The organism is Paraburkholderia oxyphila NBRC 105797, assembly GCF_000685075.1.
In the GTDB taxonomy this organism is placed as follows: domain Bacteria; phylum Pseudomonadota; class Gammaproteobacteria; order Burkholderiales; family Burkholderiaceae; genus Paraburkholderia; species Paraburkholderia oxyphila.
This window is the reverse complement of record NZ_BAYD01000030.1, coordinates 36,313-52,403: the sequence shown is the minus strand read 5'-3', so window position 1 is coordinate 52,403 and position 16,091 is coordinate 36,313. Positions and strand designations below refer to the sequence as shown.

General features: G+C 65.4%; 15 protein-coding genes. 6 read left to right on the top strand and 9 right to left on the bottom strand.

Annotated elements, in window-relative coordinates; all coding sequences use genetic code 11:
• Positions 1-13 precede the first annotated feature (13 nt).
• The 5 genes from BO1_RS59310 to BO1_RS19805 form a co-directional block, all read right to left on the bottom strand.
• Positions 14-151 (bottom strand): hypothetical protein, encoded by a 138-nt coding sequence (locus tag BO1_RS59310; RefSeq protein ID WP_156992325.1) that lies wholly within the window; start codon positions 149-151, stop codon positions 14-16.
• A 278-nt stretch (positions 152-429) separates the two neighbouring features.
• Positions 430-987 (bottom strand): FUSC family protein, encoded by a 558-nt coding sequence (locus BO1_RS51865; protein WP_052409524.1) that lies wholly within the window; start codon positions 985-987, stop codon positions 430-432.
• A 102-nt stretch (positions 988-1,089) separates the two neighbouring features.
• A complete protein-coding gene (locus tag BO1_RS19815) occupies positions 1,090-2,454 on the bottom strand; it encodes an aspartate aminotransferase family protein (protein ID WP_028219042.1) in 1,365 nt (454 codons plus the stop codon).
• A gap of 254 nt (positions 2,455-2,708) precedes the next feature.
• On the bottom strand, positions 2,709-3,122 hold the full coding sequence (locus tag BO1_RS19810) for a DoxX family protein (protein ID WP_028219041.1): 414 nt from the start codon (positions 3,120-3,122) through the stop codon (positions 2,709-2,711).
• Positions 3,123-3,255: 133 nt separating this feature from the next.
• Complete coding sequence (locus tag BO1_RS19805; protein ID WP_028219040.1) at positions 3,256-3,981, bottom strand: pirin family protein; 726 nt, start codon at positions 3,979-3,981, stop codon at positions 3,256-3,258.
• A 150-nt stretch (positions 3,982-4,131) separates the two neighbouring features.
• On the opposite strand from BO1_RS19805, the gene BO1_RS19800 reads away from it, so the two are divergent.
• The 3 genes from BO1_RS19800 to ahpF all read left to right on the top strand — a co-directional run bounded on the left by BO1_RS19800 (position 4,132) and on the right by ahpF (position 7,789).
• Complete coding sequence (locus BO1_RS19800) at positions 4,132-5,040, top strand: LysR family transcriptional regulator (RefSeq protein ID WP_028219039.1); 909 nt, start codon at positions 4,132-4,134, stop codon at positions 5,038-5,040.
• A 403-nt stretch (positions 5,041-5,443) separates the two neighbouring features.
• Entirely contained in the window at positions 5,444-6,007 is a 564-nt protein-coding gene (gene ahpC, locus BO1_RS19795; RefSeq protein ID WP_028219038.1) for an alkyl hydroperoxide reductase subunit C, read from the top strand.
• A gap of 180 nt (positions 6,008-6,187) precedes the next feature.
• Positions 6,188-7,789, top strand: coding sequence for an alkyl hydroperoxide reductase subunit F (gene ahpF / locus BO1_RS19790; protein WP_028219037.1), 1,602 nt, complete (start codon positions 6,188-6,190; stop codon positions 7,787-7,789).
• Between the two features lie 94 nt (positions 7,790-7,883).
• On the opposite strand, the gene BO1_RS19785 is transcribed toward ahpF, so the two are convergent.
• The 3 genes from BO1_RS19785 to mprF all read right to left on the bottom strand — a co-directional run bounded on the left by BO1_RS19785 (position 7,884) and on the right by mprF (position 12,285).
• Entirely contained in the window at positions 7,884-8,168 is a 285-nt protein-coding gene (locus BO1_RS19785) for a HigA family addiction module antitoxin (protein WP_028219036.1), read from the bottom strand.
• Positions 8,169-8,290: 122 nt separating this feature from the next.
• On the bottom strand, positions 8,291-9,676 hold the full coding sequence (locus tag BO1_RS19780) for a virulence factor family protein (RefSeq protein ID WP_043285522.1): 1,386 nt from the start codon (positions 9,674-9,676) through the stop codon (positions 8,291-8,293).
• Positions 9,673-12,285, bottom strand: coding sequence for a bifunctional lysylphosphatidylglycerol flippase/synthetase MprF (gene mprF / locus BO1_RS19775; RefSeq protein ID WP_043285520.1), 2,613 nt, complete (start codon positions 12,283-12,285; stop codon positions 9,673-9,675). The genes BO1_RS19780 and mprF overlap by 4 nt, the downstream gene beginning before the upstream one ends.
• Before the next feature lie 570 nt (positions 12,286-12,855).
• Here mprF and BO1_RS19770 point away from each other — a divergent pair.
• Entirely contained in the window at positions 12,856-14,019 is a 1,164-nt protein-coding gene (locus tag BO1_RS19770) for a porin (RefSeq protein ID WP_028219033.1), read from the top strand.
• Between the two features lie 168 nt (positions 14,020-14,187).
• Here BO1_RS19770 and BO1_RS51860 read toward each other — a convergent pair whose 3' ends face one another.
• Positions 14,188-14,574, bottom strand: coding sequence for a DUF2917 domain-containing protein (locus tag BO1_RS51860; protein ID WP_043285518.1), 387 nt, complete (start codon positions 14,572-14,574; stop codon positions 14,188-14,190).
• Positions 14,575-15,052: 478 nt separating this feature from the next.
• Here BO1_RS51860 and BO1_RS19755 point away from each other — a divergent pair, with 478 nt between their 5' ends.
• Positions 15,053-15,289, top strand: coding sequence for a hypothetical protein (locus BO1_RS19755; RefSeq protein ID WP_028219032.1), 237 nt, complete (start codon positions 15,053-15,055; stop codon positions 15,287-15,289).
• Positions 15,270-15,998 carry a GntR family transcriptional regulator gene (locus BO1_RS19750; protein WP_028219031.1) on the top strand — a complete coding sequence of 243 codons (729 nt, stop codon included), beginning with the start codon at positions 15,270-15,272 and terminating at the stop codon, positions 15,996-15,998. The genes BO1_RS19755 and BO1_RS19750 overlap by 20 nt, the downstream gene beginning before the upstream one ends.
• The last annotated feature ends 93 nt before the right edge of the window (positions 15,999-16,091 follow it).

Sequence of the window (16,091 nt, the reverse complement as noted above, 5' to 3'; positions counted from 1 at the left end):
TGCGGCGCGGCGCTCAGACGAACTGTCTGAGCACGAGCGATGCCGCGATGCCGCCGAAGGCGATCAGCGCGAGCATCTGCAGAAGCGAGATGGACTTGCGCGCGGGAGCGTTCGGGCTGGCGGGGACGGATTGACGGCTGTTCGTGTTCATCTGTGTGCGATGGGTGTGCGATGCGTTGCTTGCGCCCGAAATGGCGCGGGGCGACGAGTTTCGCACGTTTTTCGCATCCACGGGGCGATTCGGTGCTAACCGCGCGCACTGGCCGCACCCGAAGCTGCGGGCGCGCGGCTCGTGGAAGCATTGCGCACGGCGGCCCTGATTATCGCCGCTAATGCGCCGTTGATTACGCAGTGTGGGGAGATGGATTATTTCGTGAGGGTTGAGAGCGGCGCGCGAGATGCGGGTGCATGCCTGCGCCAAAAGCGGCCCTAAACATGCAGCCACCGCCGCTCGATATACGAAAACCCCCAGCACACCGGCAGCGCGCAGGCCATGCCGATGGCCACCTCCGCCACCCGAAAGAGCGCCACGTCCCACACGGGGCCGTGGCTGGGCACGAGCAGCACGATGGTGGTGGTGATCGCGCCCAGCCGCGCCGCCGTGCTCACGCGCAGGCACCAGCACGCGACGATCACCACGGCCACCGCCACGAGGTACGCGGCCATGTTTTCCGGCCCGAGCGTGGCCGCCGCGAAGCCGACGATGCCGCCCGCGATCGCGCCGATGAACTGGTCGCGCGACTGCGTGAGCGTATCGGCGTAATCGTGCTGCGTGACGGCGATGGCCGTGATCGCCGCCCAGAACGCCTGCTCGGTGTGCAGCGCGCGGCCGATGCTATAGGCGAGGCCCGCACCGCAGACGGCGCGCAGCGCCATGAACGCGCCTTGTGCGGCGCGGCTCTTGAGCGGCAGGAGCTTGAGCGCACTGAGCGCGGACTGCTGCAGCGAGGTGAGATAGGCGAAGAGGTTTTCTTGCGGGTCTTGCATCGGCTGTGACTGGCTTGTGGGCAAAATAAAAAGGCGGCCGGGCGCCGTGCCGTCTGGCCGTCAAGCATAGCAATTCCGCATGCCGTTACCGCCCGATTCTATTTATCGGGTGCACAACTCGTCGAGACAGGCGTCGAACGCGCCGATCAGGCGTTCGACGTCGGCTTCGGTCGTCTCGGGGCACACGAGCATCATGTTGTGGAACGGCGTGATGAGCACCCCGCGGTTCAACAGATACAAATGGATGATGTGCTCGAGCTCGTCATCCATCGCGGCGCGCGCCTCGCTGCCGTTGCGCGGCGGCGTGGCGCAGAACTGGAACTCGCTGCGCGCCCCCACACGCGTCACGCACCACGGCAGCGCATGGCGTGCGATCGTGGCCGAGAGGCCCTGCGCGAGGCGCTCGGCGAGCGCGAACATATGCGCATAGGCCGCGTCGGTCATGACTTCGTCGAGCGTCGCGCGCATCGCGCTCATCGAGAGCGCGTTTGCCGTGAGCGTCGTGCCGATGCCCGAGTGGCCTGGCGGCGCATCGAGCTTCGCCTTCTGCGCACGCGCGGCGAGTTCGGCGGAAAAGCCGTACACCGCGCACGGCACGCCGCCGCCCACGGGCTTGCCGAGCACGAAGAGATCGGGCTCGATGCCGTGCTCACGCGCGTAGCCGCACGGGCCACTGCTGATCGTGTGGGTCTCGTCGATCAGCAGCAGCGTGCCGTGGCGCTTCATGAGCGCCTGCGCCTCGCGCCAGAAGCCCGGCTCGGGCAGCACCATGCCCACGTTGGTCATGGCGGGCTCGGCGAGCACGCAGGCTACTTCGCCGTCGGCGAGCGCGCGTGCGAGCGCATCGAGGTCGTTGAATTCCACCACGCGCGTGTGCGGCAGCAGGTCGTGCACCTGGCCGAGCAGGCTCGCGCGCTGCGTGGGCCGGCCATCGACGAGATCGACGAACACGTCGTCCACGGTGCCGTGATAGCAGCCGTTGAACACGACGATCTTGTCGCGCCCGGTGGCCGCGCGCGCCCAGCGCAGCGCGAAGCGGTTGGCGTCGCTCGCGGTCATCGCGAACTGCCAGTACGGCAGGCCGAAGCGCTGCGCGAGCGCCGTGCTCACGGCCACGGCGTCGGCGCCCGGCAGCATCGTCGTGAAGCCGCGCTGCGCCTGGTGCGCGAGCGCCTGCGCGACGGCAGGCGGCGCATGGCCGAACATCGCGCCCGTGTCGCCGAGGCAGAAGTCGATGTAGCGGTGGCCGTCCACGTCGGTGAAGGTCGCGCCGCGCGCCGCATCCACGTAGAGCGAGAACGGCGTGGACCAGTCGTTCATCCAGTGCAGCGGCACGCCGAACAGCAGATGCTGCGCGGCTTGTGCGGAGAGGCTTTGCGATTTCGGGCGCGCGGCGACAAAGGCGTCGCGCTCGCGTGCCAGGATGCGCTGCGCGCGCTCCCGGTTCACGCCTTGGCGGTCTTGCATGGGCGTTTCCTCATGGGCTGGCTGTGCCTGGGTTCGGCGCTGCGCGTGCAAGGCGAAGCGCGTGCGAACCGTGTATGGATCCGGACTGATCCTCGCATGCGCACGCATCGAAGTACATTCGGACATACGGCATAGGCCATGCGTCACAGGCGATGGCGGGCAAACCGGCCAGCACGGCGCAACAAGACGCAAAAAAGCGCGATGCCTTGAAGGTCATCGCGCTTTTTCGTAATGCGCCTCCAGGGCGCCTGGCGTTACTTCCTGTCGATCGAGAGCTTGCCCGGACCCGCCACGGCGAGCGCGATCAGGCCGCCCGCGATGCTGACGTTCTTGTAGAAGTTGATCATGTTCATGTACTGATCCATGCCGGTCATGGTCCAGAAGCGGTGGCCGATGAGCGCGGTGGCGATGGTGTAGATCGCGAGCAGCACCGCGAGCGGACGCGTATAGAAGCCCACGAGGAGCAGAATGCCCACCACGAATTCCATGACGACGGCAATGATCGCCGAGATCACGGGCACGGGCGCGCCCACGTGCGCCATGTAGTCGACGGTGCCCGAAAATCCGGTGAGCTTGGACCAGCCGAACATCACGAACAGGGTGACCAGCAGGATGCGCGAGACGAGCAGGGCGACATCGTTGCCCTGGCCGAAGAGGTTGTATCGCATGTTGTTTCTCCGATGTGTCGTTTAAGTCGTTTGTTTGCTTTATTGCGCCTGTCGGCGGCGCGGCCCGCTTCGCAGCGGGACCGCGTCGGGCCGCCGGCGCCAGTTCAATGAAAGGTTGACGCCAGGGCCACGGTTACGACCAGAGCTCCGACACCTCGATATTACGCAGTTCGAACACCAGCACCTCGGCATCGTGTCCGTCGGTGAAGGTCAGCTCGCGTTCCGAGCGAATCCGCGCGCCGTCGCCTTCACCCAGCTCCACGCCGTTGACCTTCACGCTGCCGCGTGCCACGTGCACATAGGCGTAGCGATCGGCGCCGATCTCGATCTTCGCGCTTTCCGCACCGTCGAACAGGCCCGCATAGACCCGCGCGTCCTGGCGCAGCTCGAGCGACTCGGCGGCGCCGTCCGGCGAGAGGATCAGGCGCAGCTTGCCGCGCTTTTCCGCGCCCGGAATATTCTTCTGCAGATAGCGCGGCTGCGCGCCCTTCACGTTCGGCGCAATCCAGATCTGCAGGAAGTGCACCGGCTGTTCGGCCGAGTGGTTGAACTCGCTGTGCGCGACGCCCGTGCCGGCGCTCATCAGCTGCACGTCGCCGGGGACAATCACCGAGCCGGTGCCCATCGAGTCCTTGTGCTCGAGCGCGCCTTCCAGCACGTACGAGAAGATTTCCATGTCGCGGTGCGGATGCTTGCCGAAGCCGCGCGCCGGGGCGACGCGGTCGTCGTTGATCACGAGCAGGTCCGAGAAGCCGATCTGCTGCGGATCGTAGTAGTTGGCGAACGAAAACGTGTGGCGCGAGCTGAGCCAGCCATGTTCGGCACGGCCGCGTTGATCTGCCTTGCGAAGTTCGATCATGTTCGTTTCTCCTGTCGGGCAGAGCGCTTCGCTCTGGCCGCCTGTAGGTGGATGAATGTCCTGCTGCGATGAACGTCAGTTTAGGTCAACCAGCATGAGATTAAGCGTCGTAAAATACGATTCACTGTCATGTATGAGTGGACAATAGCCATGCAACTCGACGACATGCGAATCTTCGTGAACACCGTGGACGCGGGCAGTTTCACGGCGGCGGCCAACCGCCTGCGGCTTTCGAAGCAGTTCGTGAGCCGCCGCGTGGCCGCGCTGGAAGCCGATCTGGGCGCGCGCCTGCTCGTGCGCAATACGCGCAAGCTGGCCGTGACGGATCTCGGCCAGGAGTTCTACGAGCGCGCCAGGCGCATCCTCGCCGATGTGGCCGACACGGAGCAGGCCATGTCGGCGCGGCGCTCGGAGCCGCGCGGCCTGCTCAAGGTGAGCGCGCCGATGTCGTTCGGCATGGCGCATCTCTCGCCGCTCGTCGCCGAATTCCTGCGCTCGCACCCCGACGTGCACTTCGACATGGACCTGAGCGACCGCAACGTCGACGTGATCGGCGAGGGCTTCGACATGGCGCTGCGCATCGGGCGGCTCGCGGATTCCACGCTGATCGCCCAGAAGCTCATCGACGTGCGCATGATCCCGTGCTGCAGCCCCGGCTACCGGCGCCGCCACCGCGCGCCGCAAACGCCCGACGAGCTGGCGCAGCACGCCTGCCTGCCGTACGGGCAGCAGGGGCGCGCCGCATGGGAATTCATGATCGACGGGGTGCGCACGCCGTTCGAGGTGCACGGACCGCTGCGGGCCAACAACGGCGAGGTGCTCCGCGATGCGGCCGTGGCGGGCCTCGGCATCTGCTATCTGCCCGACTTCATCGTGGCGGGATCGGTGGATGCGGGGCTGCTCGTCGAGGTGCTCGAACCGTACATTCCGCCGCCCAATGCGCTGCACGTGCTTTATCCGCAGCATCGTGAAGCTTCCGTGACCATACGCGCGTTCACGCAATTTCTGCGCGAGCGCTTGACTGCCCGTGCGGCAACCGCGCGCGGCGGCGCGCTTTGACGCGGATAGTCTGCGGAATGCGTGCCCAGGGCTTGAGATTGGGCGGTTGCGCCCGCATCTAGAAGACTGCCGGCGCGGCCGGCCGCTGAGGCTGAGCAGGTGCGGCTGGCGAGGTGCGGCCGGCAAGCTGCGCGAATGCGCGGGCATGAAGCCTTCGCGCATCGGGCAGATGAGGCGCAATGTCGCAATTTCGTTGTATGCTCACCGCCCCGAGGGTTGCTCGGGCCGCTAGACGCGGGCGTGGAACGCCGTGCTGGCGGGCTTCGCAGGCCCCATCAGGAATGGCTATGGGGATCGATAGACCCGCTTTATTTCGGCGATCAACGTAATCAATTTTTCAAATGGTCGCGGTTCCCGTAACCTTCGTCCATACCTTTTCCAACCCAGAGCGAGGAAACAACTGATGTCTCTCATCAACACGCAAGTCAAGCCGTTCAAAGCCACCGCTTACCACAATGGCAAGTTCGTTCCGGTTTCGGAAGAGAACCTCCTCGGCAAGTGGTCGGTCGTTGTGTTCTACCCGGCTGACTTCACGTTCGTGTGCCCGACCGAACTCGGCGACCTGGCTGACCACTACGCCGAATTCCAGAAGCTGGGCGTTGAGATCTACGGCGTGTCGACCGACACGCACTTCACGCACAAGGCTTGGCACGACACGTCGGACACGATCGCCAAGATCCAGTACCCGCTCGTCGGCGACCCGACCGGCGCGATCACGCGCAACTTCGACGTGATGATCGAAGAAGAAGGCCTGGCGCTGCGCGGCACGTTCGTGATCAACCCGCAAGGCGAGATCAAGCTGTGCGAAATCCACGACAACGGCATCGGCCGTGACGCCAAGGAACTGCTGCGCAAGGTTCAGGCCGCTCAGTACGTTGCGGCTCACCCGGGCGAAGTGTGCCCCGCCAAGTGGACGCCGGGCGCTGAAACGCTCAAGCCGTCGCTCGACCTCGTCGGCAAGATCTAAGCGTCGCGCATTCAATGCGTTTCGCCTGAAACGCATGACGCTGGAATCACACCGAGCTGTATATCCGGGCCGCACGCTAGCGGCTTGCGGCCCGGACGCCTCGCTGCAAGGCCCAAAAAGCTTTCGCAACAGCAAAAATTAATTAGCATTCCAACGCTTCTTCTCTAGCCGGAACACGCCATGCTCGACGCAAATCTCAAGACCCAACTGAAAAGCTACCTCGAAAAAGTCACGCAGTCGATCGAGATCGTTGCGTACCTGGACGACGGCGAGAAGTCGCAAGAACTGCAGCAACTGCTGCAGGACATCGCTTCGCTCTCGGATCGGATCACGCTCGAGGAACGCCGTGGCGCCGCAGCCGGCGACGCGCGTACCCCGTCGTTCGAGATCAAGCGCGCGAACTCCGACGTCAAGGTGACGTTCGCGGGCATTCCGATGGGCCATGAATTCACGTCGCTCGTGCTCGCGCTGCTGCAGGTGGGCGGCCACCCGGTCAAGCTCGAGAACGAAGTGATCGAACAGGTGAAGGCGCTCGACGGCGCGTTCACGTTCGAAGTCTATATGTCGCTGTCGTGCCAGAACTGCCCGGAAGTCGTGCAGTCGATCAACGCGATGGCCGCGCTCAACCCGAACGTGCAGATCGTCACGATCGACGGTGCGCTGTTCCAGGACGAAGTCGAGAAGCGCCAGATCATGGCCGTGCCGACCATTTATCTGAACGGCGAAGTGTTCGGCCAGGGCCGCATGGGCGTCGAAGAGATCCTCGCGAAGCTCGATACCGGCGCCTCGGCGCGTGCCGCCGAAAAGCTGAACCAGAAGGACGTTTTCGACATGCTGATCGTCGGCGGCGGACCCGCTGGCGCGGCGGCCGCGATCTACGCGGCGCGCAAGGGCATTCGCACCGGCGTGCTCGCCGAGCGCTTCGGCGGCCAGGTGCTCGACACGATGTCCATCGAGAACTTTGTCTCGGTGAAGGAAACGGAAGGGCCGAAGTTCGCGACGGCGCTCGAGCAGCACGTGCGCGCCTATGACGTCGACATCATGAATCTGCAGCGCGCCGAGGCACTCACCGCCGTGGGCAATGGCTTCGAAGTACGCACGCAAAGCGGCGCGACGCTGCGCGCGAAGAGCGTGGTGCTGGCCACGGGCGCGCGCTGGCGCAACGTGGACGTGCCGGGCGAGCAGGAATACCGCAACAAGGGCGTGGCGTACTGCCCGCACTGCGACGGCCCGCTCTTCAAGGGCAAGCGCGTCGCCGTGATCGGCGGGGGCAACTCGGGTGTGGAAGCGGCCATCGACCTCGCGGGCATCGTGAGCCATGTGACGCTGCTCGAATTCGGCGCGCAACTGCGTGCGGACGAAGTGCTCCAGCGTAAGCTGCGCAGCCTGCCGAACGTCACGGTGCACGTGAACGCGCAGACGACGGAGATTTCCGGCGACGGCCAGAAGGTCACGGGCCTCGCATATCTCGAGCGCACCACGGGCGAGAAGCATCGCGTCGAGCTCGAAGGCGTGTTCGTGCAGATCGGTCTCGTGCCGAATACCGAATTCCTCAAGGGCACGGTGGCGCTCTCGAAGCACGGCGAGATCGAAGTGGACGCGAAGGGCCAGACCTCGGTGCCGGGCGTGTTCGCCGCGGGCGACGTGACGACCGTGCCGTTCAAGCAGATCGTGATTGCCGTGGGCGAAGGCGCGAAAGCTTCGCTTGGCGCGTTCGACTACCTGATCCGCTCGTCTGTGGAGCAGGAAGAAGACGCCAGGGCAGCGGCCGTGGAGGCTTGAGCCCCCAAAGGCCAGACAAGTTTGTCTCTCTTTGAACGCGCCGGCTTTTAGCCGGCGTTTTTTTGCCTGTATGGGTTGTCCGCAGGCGCGGGGATCACGCGGCCAGGCGGCGCAGGTCGGTGAGGTTGACGTGCTTCGCGGCTTCTTCGAGGTCGTAGTCTGTCTGCAAGTTCATCCAGAATTGCGGCGTGGTGCCGAACACGAAAGACAGGCGCAGTGCGGTGTCGGCGGTGACGCTGCGCTCGCCATGCACGATCTCGTTGATACGGCGCGGCGGCACGTTCATGGCGCGCGCGAGTGCGTTCTGGCTCATTTCCATCGGCGTGAGGAATTCCTCCTGGAGCACCACGCCAGGATGAACGTTCGCGAGTTTTTTCATAGCCTCTATCTCAGCTCAGTGACGATCAGACAAAAAGATAACGCCGCGCGTCATACAACGCGCGGCGTTACGTTCGAGTCAGGCTGATCGCCGTTAAGCGGCGGTGAAAAAACCGCGCCACCTCACCCCCGCGCCGCAATCTCCTTCTTCCACCCCGCAATGATCTTCGCCGCGAGTGCGCCGTAGTCGCCGTCGAAGTGATGGCTACCGTTCGTCTTCACGAGCTCGATGCCGGTGTTCGCCAGCGCCGGGCACAGCGTGTCCTTTTCATCGGCGCCATAGACGCATTGCACGATCGCAGGCGGCACCTTCGCGAGCTCCGGACGCACCTGCAGCGCCTTCTCGCTCGCGGGCATGCCGAGCCACCCCGTCACGCGGATCTGGAAATCGGCGTCGGGCGCGAAGCCGAGCAGCGACATGTACGACACCTTCTCGCGCAGCGCATCGGGCAGACGGTTGTAGGCGAACGGCATCACGTCCGCGCCGAACGAGTAGCCCACGAGCGCGATGTGCTTCGCGTGCCAGCGCGCGGCATAGGTCTTGAGCACGCGCGCGAGATCGTGGCTCGTCTGCGCGGGCGTCTTCTCGCTCCAGAAGTAGCGCAGCGCATCCCAGCCGATCACCGAAATACCCTGCTTTTGCAGGGCCTCGGCGATCGTCTTGTCGAGGTCGCGCCAGCCGCCGTCGCCGGAAATCACGACGGCGAGCATGTCGGTCGGCTTCGCGGCAGGCAGCTCGACGAGCGGCAGGTCCGACACGTCTTCCTCGTTTTCCGCCTGCACGCGCAGATGCGGCGCGGTCAGCGCGACGAGCTTGTCGGTATCGGCAACGGTGGCGGAAAACGTTCGCGGTGTCGCGCCGGTTGCGCCGGACGCGGCTACTGCCGGTTTGGTTGCGCCCGCAACGGTCGTCACGCCTTGCTCGTAGAAGCCAGGCAAGCCCTTGCCGCGCGAGAGCGTCGGATCGGCGGGGCAGGGGGCGAAACGCGCATCGAGTTTCGCAGCGGGATCGAGCGACACCGCGCCCGCCATCGTGTTCGCGGGCGCCTGCGAGAGCATGCGCTGCGCAATGAGCGCGCCTTCGCCGCTGCCGATCGCGATCGGCGCGAAATACTGATTCGACGCCTCCTGGCGTTCGAGCTGATGGCTGAGCGCTTCGGCGTCGGCGTAGAGCTTGTGGCAGGTCTCGGTCTTCACCGCCGCGAGGTTGGCCGCGTAGCGTTGAGTATCGACGCCTACGACCATGGCGCCGTGTTGCGCGAGGGCGTCGGCGCGGGTCTGGTCGGCGGCGTTCCAGTGCTCGCCCGCGGAGAACAGCACGGTAAAGCCGCGCATCGCGCCGATGGGTTTCGTCACGGCGACGTCGCCATAGCGGCCGCCCGAGACGTGCGAGACCGCGGTGTTTGCGGGCGGCAGCGTCGCATGGGCCTGAACCGCGCAAAGCGCGAGCATGGCGGCGCCCGCCGCAGCGCCGGCACGGCGCGGCAGCGAGAGAATACGAAGAATCATGAGCGCCAGCCTCCTGCCAGCAACGAAAGATCCGCGAGGGTGATGAATACGCTGATCGAGCCCGAGGCGGCCAGATAACGCGGTTCCCAGCGCGGCGCGAACTTGTTCTTGAAGCCGCGCAGCCCCCGGAAGTTGTAGAACTTGCCGCCAAAACGCCAGATCAGCCCGGCAAGGCGGTGCCACGAAGACGCCAGCGGCGTCGGCCCCATGCCCGCAAGCGGCGCCATGCCGAGCGAGAGCGATTGATAGCCGGCGGCCTTCAGATGCAGCGCGAGCTGCGTGAACAGATACTCCATCGCGTACGGCGAGGCGCCCGGCAGATGGCGCATCACGCCAACCGTCGCGTCGGTGTTGAGGTCAGTCGTCATGAAGGTGACGAAGGCGAGCGGCGCGCCGTTCTGGCGCACGAGCAGCACGTTCTGCGCGGCGAGATAGTCGTCGTCGAAGGCGGCCACCGAGAAGCTCTTCTCGCGCACGTCGCGCTCTTCGAGCCAGGCGTCCGAAATCGCGCGCAGCACCGGCAGGCTATCGGTCATCTGCGCCGGATCGAGGTGCTCGAAGGTGAAGCCGTCGCGTTCGCCGCGCTTGAGCGCATAGCGCAGATGCGCGCGCTGCGGGCCCTTGAGATCGAAGTCCTGCAGCATCACGCGGGCTTCCTCGCCGAGCTTCATCAGCGTGAGGCCGGCGTCGAGATAGAGCGGCAGGGCGTCGGCGCGCACCTGATAGAAGGCCGCGCGGCCGCTGTGCGCGTGCGCGAGCGAGACGAACTCGCGGATCAGCGCGGGCCATTCGTCGCGCGGACCCACCGGATCGTGCAGCGCGGCCCACGTGCGGCCGTGCTTCGCGTACATGAGGAATGCGTTGCGCGACGAAGAGAACAGGAAGCTCTTGTCGCCCATGAGCGCGAGGCCCGCGTCGCTGCGTTCCTGCGCGCGCACGATGCGTGCGGCTTCGGCGAGATCCGCGCTCGCGGGAATCACGAAACGGCCCGCCGCCGGACGCAGCAGTTGCCACGATGCGAGCGCGGCCGCGAACACACCCGCACCGAGCGTCGCGCGCAGCGCGCGCGGCGCGCGTTCGTCGAACGCGAACTGCCACCACAGATGCTGCGTGTACTCGACGTCGCGGAAGGCGAAGAACAGCACCCACACGGCGAGCGCGATCACGCAGCCCACCGAGGCGAGCCACGCCAGTGTGAAGGGCTCGGCGAACAGCGACGAATGCCGGTTGAAGCGGCCGCGCGTCACCAGCAGGAGCCCGATCAGCACGCACAGCACGCCCGCTTCGACGAAGGCGAGACCCTTGGTGAGCGAGAGCGCGAGGTTGGCCACCGCGAGCACGAGGGCGAGCCACCACGCGGCGTCGAGGCGGCGCAACAGGCCGCGCGCGACGAACAGCAGCAAGACGCCGAACAGGCTGCCGAGCAACTGCGAGCTTTCGAGCACCCAGAGCGGGATGAAGTTTTGCAGCAGCTCGATGCGATGGGTGAACGCGGGCGTGGCGCCCGAGATCACGAGCATGCTGCCGGTCACGAAGGTGACGATGGCGAGAAACAGCGGGGCGAGTTGCGAGACGCCGAGCGCGCCGCGCCGCGCGAAATTCGTGTTGAGCGGATTCTTGAGCGCGCGGCCTTCGAATACGGCGAGCAGCGCGGCCGAGAGCGCGAGCGGCGCGCCGAAGTAGATCGCGCGATAGGCGAGCAGCGCGGCGAACACCTTGGGCGCCGGCACGCTGGCGCCGAGCGCGAACACCATCGCCGCTTCGAACACGCCGATGCCGCCAGGCGTATGGCCGATCAGGCCGAGCAGCATGGCGGCGGTGTAGACGGTGAGGAAGTCGTCGAAGCCGATATGCGCGTGCGGCATCACCGACCAGAGCGCGAGGCCCGCGCCCGCCACGTCGAGCGCCGCAAGCAGCAACTGCGCGACGAGGTCGCGCCGCGCGGGCACCGCGAAGCGCAGCCAGGCGCGCTTGAACGGCTCGATCTCGCGCGCCTGCGCGGGGCAGGCCACGACGAGCACGGCGCCGAGCGCGAGCACGACGCCGCCGATCCAGCGCAGCGCCACGGGAGAGAGATGCAGCAGGCCCGATAACGTGTCGGCGGCGCCCACCATGCCAAGCGCGGTCATGAGCGCGAGGGCGAGCGCGAGCGTGACGCTCGTGAACACCGTCATGCGGCCGATCTGCGCGGCCGTGACGCCCGCGCCGCCATAGACGCGGCAGCGCACGGCGCCGCCCGTGAGCGCGCCGAAGCCCGTGACGTTGCCGAGCGCCGAGCCGGCGATGGCGCCGACCCAGAGCGCGCCGCGCGAGACGCGCGCGCCGAGGTAGCGCAGGCCGATGGCGTCGCGCCCGACGAGCGCGACGAAGCTGATAGCGGTGGCACCGAGCGCGCCCGTCCATTGCGTCGGGGTCAGGTGCCAGAGCTGGCGGATCACCGAGCGGTAATCGACGGAACGCGAGAGGTGCTGAAACACCAGCAGCAGGAGCGCGCAGATGCCGATGGCCAGGGCTGGTGCCACGAAGCGCTGCAGGCGCAGGACGCGGGCGCGGCGGCGCAGCGCCACGACGGCGGCGCGCGCAATGCGCGAAGGGGGCAAATCAAGCATGGGTTGGCCTGGCGATTCTCAGATGCCGCCCGGGCGCCGTGGCCGGCTTCCTCGGGGGCGGCATCGCATGTTGTTCGTTACGCTGGTCCGGCTGCTGCGCGATTTCGCGACACACAGTGCGAGGGCCGTGACGGCGAACCAAAACGTAAACGCTTAGTAAATGACTGGTAATGCTGCAAACGCGTGGAGGGGATGAGCGGTTGACCGGGTCTTGGAATAAACGTCAGACGAAACCGCAAACGGGGCTGGATGAGCACGCAAAAAACGCAGACCCGGATTTTACCGCGCGTTGCACCGTCTTTTATCTGACTAATAGAAGAGTATGCCGCGGCGGTCTCAATGAATCATGCGCTACGTACATGGCCGGATTTTCACTGTAACGTTCGCTTCGCCTGGCATGACTGCGCCGCTCGACGCAATGATTTACGGCCGCGCACGCCTCTTTCTGAACCCGCTGTTAACAATTCGAGACACGCTATTTAATTCTTTTACTTCGCGTGTCGGTGGGGGTAGTCTGATCTGATCACGTGCTGTTTGACTGCGGAAGTTTGACTGCGCCGGGAGAAAGACGTGAAGAGACTCGTCCTGACTTCGCTTTCGTTCGTCGCGCTCGGCGCTGCCGGCGTGGCGCATGCACAGACCAGTGTCACGCTATACGGCACCATCGACACCTCCATCACCTACGTCAATCACGCAAACGGCGACAAAAACCTCTGGACGCTCGGCAACAGCAGCTACGGCAATCTCTCGGGCTCGCGCTGGGGCTTGAAGGGCGCCGAAGATCTGGGCGGCGGTCTCAAGGCCATCTTCCAGTTGGAAAGCGGCTTCAATCCGTCGACGGGCCAATCGGCCCAGGGCGGCCGGCTGTTCGGCCGCCAGGCGTACGTGGGCCTGACCGCCGCGCAGTACGGCTCGCTCACGCTCGGGCGTCAATACGACCCGCTGATCGACCTCGTGCAGGGCATCACCGAGGACAACTACTTCGGCTCGGTCTTCGCGACGCCCGGCGACGTCGACAACTACGACAACAGCTTCCGCGTCAACAACGCCGTCAAGTACACGACGCCGGTCTGGAACGGCCTGCAAGCCGCCGCCATGTATTCGTTCGGCGGCATCGCGGGCTCCACGGGCGCCGAGCAGTCGTACTCGGCGGCCGTCGCCTACAACAACGGGCCCATCGCGGTGGCGGGCGGCTACTTCTATGCGGCCAATAGCCAGGCCGGCCTCGGCATTCGCACGACCGGCTGGAGCAGCACCTCGGACGGCACCTTCGACGGCCCCATCAACAGCGGCTATGCGAGCGCTCACTCACTTTCCATCGCGCGGGCGGCGGCGCAATATTCGATGGGCCTGTTCACGTTCGGCCTCGGCTACAGCAACTCGCAATACGCGCCGGACGCGAGTTCGGTGTTCCGCAGCACCGAGAAGTACAACACGGGCCAGGGCTTCATGAACTATCAGTTGAGCCCGGTGCTCCTGCTCGGTCTTGGCTACACCTACACGCATGCCAATGGCGACACGAGCGCGAATTACCACCAGGTCTCGATCGGCGCGGACTACAGCCTCTCGAAGCGTACCGACGTCTACATGACTGCGGGCTGGCAGCACGCGAGCGGCGATCAGGGCGATGGCTCTGGCGGCTCGATGCCGGCCGAGGCTTCGATTGGTTCATACGGCTACAACGGAACGTCGACGCAGACCATGTTCAACCTGGGCCTGCGGCACAAGTTCTGACACGCGCGTTCTGACGCACGTTCTGATGCGTTAGCGCGCTTTGCTTTGCGAAGGCCGGACGCGCCGCATGGGCGGCGCGTCCGGCTTTTTTGCATGAGGGTAGGGCGTGAAGCGCCGCCGGGCCTGCAGTGCGGCACCCCGCTTCCGATGGCTCACCGGCCACGGCCGTTAGCGCGCGAGACGCACCGTGAGCAACGCCAGCCGTCCGGCGCAGCGGGCGGCCGCGCGCCGCACCGCCGCAAACGGCGGCCGCCATGCACTCGTGAGCGTTACGCGCGCGGCGGCATTGTCGCCGTCAGCGCTGAGCCAGAGGCGTTCGCCGCGATAGACCCGCAGCGTTTCGCCGGGCTTCAGCGAATGGTCGTAGGGCGAACGGGCGCGCGTGAGCCAGATGCGCGCGCCGTAGACACGCAGCGTGCTGTCGGCGCGTACGCGCCAGGTGAGCGTTGCGGCAACGGGCACGGCAAAGTGGATCGAGACAGCCGGCAGCGCGTCGTCGTGCGCGAGGGCACTGAAAGCGTCGTCCTGATCGGCCTGCTGCGAAGCGGAATCCATCGTGTTCTCCAATATTGGGAGCCGACGGACGGGGCACTGCCACCCAAAAACAAAAGCCCCGTCGATGTCGGCGGGGCTGTGTGATTTGCGTAAGGACAGACTGGACTACCCGGATTGCTCGTACGCACACATTCCCCGTGCCATGCATTTGGGCATATGGCACGGGTGATTCATCGCGTTCGCGTGGATGAAGGGGGTGGAGGTGTGCATGGGTCGAGTGTGCTGGGGCGCCGCATGCGCTGTCAACGAGATTTGTAGTATGAGTGGCGACGGTGGCGTAGAACATGATCTGGCGCCCCCTTTTGTTTTGTCCCTTGGTGGTCATCTCGCCCCTTGCCGCGCGCGGCGCTTTCCTCCAGGATGGGCTCCTTGTCATGTCGAATGTCTGCATTTGATATATCACATACAAAATATTGATTTTTGTCGCGACGCAGCATATGATTGAGTCATTCGATGACTCAATCTTGCGGAGCTTCAAATGGATTTGGTTTCTCTCGCACTCTTCGGTTTGGCAGTTGTGGGCTTGGGCGCGGCGGCTACGGTTATGATCGCCAAATGGCTGCCGCAGTCGGCCATCGAGCAGGCGGCGGAACACGGCCGCTATGTCGGTCTTGGCGAGGCGCCGCGCGCGAAGCCGGCCGAACATGCACAGCGCCGCCCGCGAGCCGGCGTGCAGGTTGTTAAAGAGGCAATGAATGTCGTCAGAACACACTGAAGCAGTCGCCACCCGGGACGCCGCGCCGCTCAAGCTGGCGCTGCAGCCCATCAACGCCACCCTGAGCCTGCGCGATCAGGCTTACGCGATGTTGCGCCAGGCTATCGCCGACGCCGATATCTATCAGTCGCGCGAAGAGATCCGGCTGGACGAGCGCGTGCTGAGCGAGACGCTCGGCGTGAGCCGCACGCCGGTGCGCGAGGCCATGACGCTGCTGGAGCAGGAAGGCTTCCTGCGCATGGTGCCGCGCCGTGGCATCTATATCGTGCGCAAGAGCAAGCGCGAGATCGTCGAGATGATCCAGATGTGGGCCGCGCTCGAAAGCATGGCCGCGCGCCTCGCGACGATCCACGCCACGGACGAGGAAATCGCGAAGCTGCGCCACATGTTCGACAATTTCCGCGACAGCACGCCGGCCGAGCATATCGCCGAATATTCGGACGCCAATATCGCGTTCCATCAGGCGATTGTCGAGCTGTCGAAGTCGCAACTGATCCTCGACACGATCAAGAACATCTTCGTGCACGTGCGCGCGATCCGGCGCATGACGATCTCGCAGAGCGATCGCGCTTCGCGCTCGATCGTCGATCACCTGCGCATTATCGAGGCGCTCGAGAAGCGCGATACGGAGCTTGCTGAGCGGCTCGTGCGCCAGCATTCGCTCGATCTCGCGGCGTACGTCGAGAAGCATTGCGACTTCCTCGACTGAACTGCGCGAGACGGCAGTCCTCCGCGGGAGACAGGCGGGAGACCTCATGGTCTTCCGCCTTTTTTATTTTGGGCGAGACAATCGGGGCGAGGG

What these genes read in the sequence shown, in the direction of transcription:
- BO1_RS59310 (WP_156992325.1), bottom strand. Translation starts at nt 151, where the DNA reads ATGAACACGAACAGCCGTCAATCCGTCCCCGCCAGCCCGAACGCTCCC.
- BO1_RS51865 (WP_052409524.1), bottom strand. Translation starts at nt 987, where the DNA reads ATGCAAGACCCGCAAGAAAACCTCTTCGCCTATCTCACCTCGCTGCAG.
- BO1_RS19815 (WP_028219042.1), bottom strand. Translation starts at nt 2,454, where the DNA reads ATGCAAGACCGCCAAGGCGTGAACCGGGAGCGCGCGCAGCGCATCCTG.
- BO1_RS19810 (WP_028219041.1), bottom strand. Translation starts at nt 3,122, where the DNA reads ATGCGATACAACCTCTTCGGCCAGGGCAACGATGTCGCCCTGCTCGTC.
- BO1_RS19805 (WP_028219040.1), bottom strand. Translation starts at nt 3,981, where the DNA reads ATGATCGAACTTCGCAAGGCAGATCAACGCGGCCGTGCCGAACATGGC.
- BO1_RS19800 (WP_028219039.1), top strand. Translation starts at nt 4,132, where the DNA reads ATGCAACTCGACGACATGCGAATCTTCGTGAACACCGTGGACGCGGGC.
- ahpC (WP_028219038.1), top strand. Translation starts at nt 5,444, where the DNA reads ATGTCTCTCATCAACACGCAAGTCAAGCCGTTCAAAGCCACCGCTTAC.
- ahpF (WP_028219037.1), top strand. Translation starts at nt 6,188, where the DNA reads ATGCTCGACGCAAATCTCAAGACCCAACTGAAAAGCTACCTCGAAAAA.
- BO1_RS19785 (WP_028219036.1), bottom strand. Translation starts at nt 8,168, where the DNA reads ATGAAAAAACTCGCGAACGTTCATCCTGGCGTGGTGCTCCAGGAGGAA.
- BO1_RS19780 (WP_043285522.1), bottom strand. Translation starts at nt 9,676, where the DNA reads ATGATTCTTCGTATTCTCTCGCTGCCGCGCCGTGCCGGCGCTGCGGCG.
- mprF (WP_043285520.1), bottom strand. Translation starts at nt 12,285, where the DNA reads ATGCTTGATTTGCCCCCTTCGCGCATTGCGCGCGCCGCCGTCGTGGCG.
- BO1_RS51860 (WP_043285518.1), bottom strand. Translation starts at nt 14,574, where the DNA reads ATGGATTCCGCTTCGCAGCAGGCCGATCAGGACGACGCTTTCAGTGCC.
- BO1_RS19755 (WP_028219032.1), top strand. Translation starts at nt 15,053, where the DNA reads ATGGATTTGGTTTCTCTCGCACTCTTCGGTTTGGCAGTTGTGGGCTTG.
- BO1_RS19750 (WP_028219031.1), top strand. Translation starts at nt 15,270, where the DNA reads ATGTCGTCAGAACACACTGAAGCAGTCGCCACCCGGGACGCCGCGCCG.